The organism is uncultured Streptococcus sp. (genome assembly GCF_915066115.1).
Taxonomy (GTDB): Bacteria; Bacillota; Bacilli; order Lactobacillales; family Streptococcaceae; genus Streptococcus.
This window is the reverse complement of sequence record NZ_CAJZDT010000176.1, coordinates 1-2,953: the sequence shown is the minus strand read 5'-3', so window position 1 is coordinate 2,953 and position 2,953 is coordinate 1. Positions and strand designations below refer to the sequence as shown.

At 41.2% G+C, this 2,953-nt stretch carries 3 protein-coding genes and 1 pseudogene; all 4 read left to right on the top strand.

Annotated elements, in window-relative coordinates; translation table 11 throughout:
• Positions 1-132: 132 nt before the first annotated feature.
• Positions 133-513 carry a VOC family protein gene (locus tag QZ565_RS09095; RefSeq protein WP_295528509.1) on the top strand — a complete coding sequence of 127 codons (381 nt, stop codon included), beginning with the start codon at positions 133-135 and terminating at the stop codon, positions 511-513.
• A 246-nt stretch (positions 514-759) separates the two neighbouring features.
• On the top strand, positions 760-1,560 hold the full coding sequence (locus QZ565_RS09090; RefSeq protein WP_295528506.1) for a dihydroorotate dehydrogenase electron transfer subunit: 801 nt from the start codon (positions 760-762) through the stop codon (positions 1,558-1,560).
• On the top strand, positions 1,523-2,509 hold the full coding sequence (locus tag QZ565_RS09085) for a dihydroorotate dehydrogenase (RefSeq protein WP_295528502.1): 987 nt from the start codon (positions 1,523-1,525) through the stop codon (positions 2,507-2,509). The genes QZ565_RS09090 and QZ565_RS09085 overlap by 38 nt, the downstream gene beginning before the upstream one ends.
• A 108-nt stretch (positions 2,510-2,617) precedes the next feature.
• A pseudogene (locus QZ565_RS09080) lies at positions 2,618-2,953 on the top strand (endo-beta-N-acetylglucosaminidase); the annotation flags it as partial.

The following is a 2,953-nucleotide window of genomic DNA, read 5'->3' as shown; positions in this document are numbered from 1 at the left end:
ATATACGCAAGGAAAATCGTAAAAGTGCTGCTTAGAATAAAAGAGTAGAGAAGAGGACTCTAGTTCAAGTTTCTAGTAAATTTTCCTGAATAAAGGTATAATAGAACTATTAAAATGAAAGAGGTAATGAAAATGTCTTCAAAAATGCTGCACACTTGCTTGCGAGTAGAAAATCTTGAAAAATCAATCGCATTTTATCAAGATGCTTTTGGATTTAAAGAATTGCGTCGCAGAGATTTTCCAGACCATGCCTTCACGATTGTCTATCTAGGTCTTGAGGGTGATGACTATGAGTTGGAGTTGACTTATAACTACGATCACGGTCCTTATGTGGTTGGAGATGGATTTGCCCATATTGCCCTCAGCACACCTAATCTTGAGGCACTTCATCAAGAGCATAGTGCAAAAGGATATGAAGTGACTGAGCCAAATGGTCTACCAGGAACTGCACCTAACTATTACTTTGTCAAAGACCCTGATGGCTACAAGGTCGAAGTTATTCGTGAAAAATAATCTCGTGAAGTCAAGTAGAATGTTCGTTTTCTACTTGACTTTTTTTAGCTGAAAGAGTATACTGGTAAAAATTTAACCTTTAAGGGGAGTCCAGAGAGACTCACAAGGTGTCAGATAAAAGTGATAGGGAATTCTCTGTGGAGACTTTTTAGGTGTGTCCATGAGTTCTGTCCTATCTCGACTGAGACCTTGCAATAGCAAGGTCTTTTCTTTATCTGGTCCCCTTAAAATTTAAGGAGGAAAATCATGAATCCCACATGTAAGAAGCGTTTGGGTGCCATTCGATTGGAAACCATGAAGGTGGTTGCACAGGAGGAAATCGCGCCAACAATCTTTGAACTAGTCCTAGAAGGGGAAATGGTTGAAGCCATGCGAGCAGGCCAATTTCTTCATCTGCGTGTGCCTGATGACGCCCATCTCTTGCGTCGCCCGATTTCAATTTCGTCTATTGAAAAGGTAAAGAAGCAGTGTCACCTCATTTATCGGATTGAAGGGGCTGGGACAGCTATTTTCTCAACCTTAAGTCGGGGAGACACTCTTGATGTGATGGGTCCTCAGGGAAATGGTTTTGACTTGTCTGACCTTGATGAGCAGAGCCTGGTTCTCCTTGTTGGTGGGGGAATTGGTGTTCCGCCCTTGCTTGAAGTAGCCAAGGAATTGCATGAGCGTGGTGTGAAAGTAGTGACAGTTCTCGGTTTTGCGACTAAGAATGCTGTTATTTTAGAGACGGAATTAGCTCAATATGGTCAAGTCTTTGTAACGACAGATGATGGTTCTTATGGTATTAAAGGAAATGTTTCCGTTGTTATCAAGGATTTAGACAATCAATTTGATGCTGTTTACTCATGTGGGGCGCCTGGAATGATGAAGTATATCAATCAAACCTTTTATGACCACCCAAGAGCCTATTTATCTCTGGAATCTCGTATGGCTTGTGGGATGGGGGCTTGCTATGCCTGCGTCCTAAAAGTGCCAGAAAGCGAGACGGTCAGCCAACGCGTCTGTGAAGATGGCCCTGTTTTCCGCACAGGAACAGTTGTATTATAAGGAGAAAATTATGACTACAAATCGTTTACAAGTTTCTCTACCAGGCTTGGATTTGAAAAATCCGATTATTCCAGCATCAGGCTGTTTTGGTTTTGGACAAGAGTATGCTAAGTACTATGATTTAGACCTTTTAGGTTCTATTATGATCAAGGCGACAACCCTTGAACCACGCTTTGGCAATCCAACTCCAAGGGTGGCAGAAACACCTGCTGGCATGCTCAATGCAATTGGTTTGCAAAATCCGGGTTTGGAGGTTGTTTTGGCTGAAAAGTTACCTTGGCTGGAAAGAGAATATCCAAATCTTCCTATTATCGCTAATGTGGCTGGTTTTTCAAAACAAGAGTATGCGGCTGTTTCTCATGGGATTTCCAAGGCAACTAATGTAAAGGCTATCGAGCTCAATATTTCTTGCCCCAATGTTGACCACTGTAATCACGGACTTTTGATTGGTCAAGATCCAGATCTAGCTTATGATGTGGTGAAAGCAGCTGTGGAAGCCTCTGATGTGCCAGTTTATGTCAAATTAACCCCTAGTGTGACCGATATCGTAACTGTCGCAAAAGCTGCAGAAGATGCGGGAGCAAGTGGCTTGACCATGATCAATACTCTAGTTGGAATGCGCTTTGACCTCAAAACTCGTAAACCAATCTTGGCTAATGGAACAGGTGGAATGTCTGGTCCAGCAGTCTTTCCGGTAGCCCTCAAACTTATCCGCCAAGTAGCCCAAACTACAGACCTGCCCATCATTGGAATGGGGGGAGTGGATTCGGCAGAAGCTGCCCTAGAAATGTATATGGCTGGAGCATCTGCTATTGGAGTTGGAACAGCCAACTTTACCAATCCATATACCTGTCCTGATATCATCGAAAATTTACCAAAGGTTATGGATAAATATGGTATCAGCAGTCTAGAAAATCTCCGCAAGGAAGTAAAAGCCAGCCTTAGATAAGCTAGACTATCCTTATTGTCAATAAGACATATAATTTTCATCCTTTAACTATGTTAGAATAAAGTTAATTACGAATGATGTAGATGAATTTCTACTTAGGGGAGTAAAATGAAGAGAATACTACTTGTAAGTACAGCAGTACTTGCATTGGCAATTGTGCCCACAACATCAGTCTTTGCTGAAGATAGTAAAACAACAGACCAAAGTCAAACGATGAATAAGAGTCAATCTGTGGACAAAAATCAGTCTAAAGATAAAAATCAGACTCCAGCATCAGAAGAGAAAAAAGTTGTTGAAAATACAAAGAATGAAACTGAAAAGACGGAAAAAAAGAAAGAATCAGTTGTTGTAAAAGAAAATAATTCTAAAAAAGAGGCTATTTTAAATAAAGAAAAAGTTGAAGAGGCTCCTAAGAATGGGTGGCAGAAAGAGCCTGGGGAATGG

Coding starts and splice junctions, on each gene's coding strand:
- QZ565_RS09095 (WP_295528509.1), top strand. CDS start 133: ATGTCTTCAAAAATGCTGCACACTTGCTTGCGAGTAGAAAATCTTGAA.
- QZ565_RS09090 (WP_295528506.1), top strand. CDS start 760: ATGAATCCCACATGTAAGAAGCGTTTGGGTGCCATTCGATTGGAAACC.
- QZ565_RS09085 (WP_295528502.1), top strand. CDS start 1,523: ATGGCCCTGTTTTCCGCACAGGAACAGTTGTATTATAAGGAGAAAATT.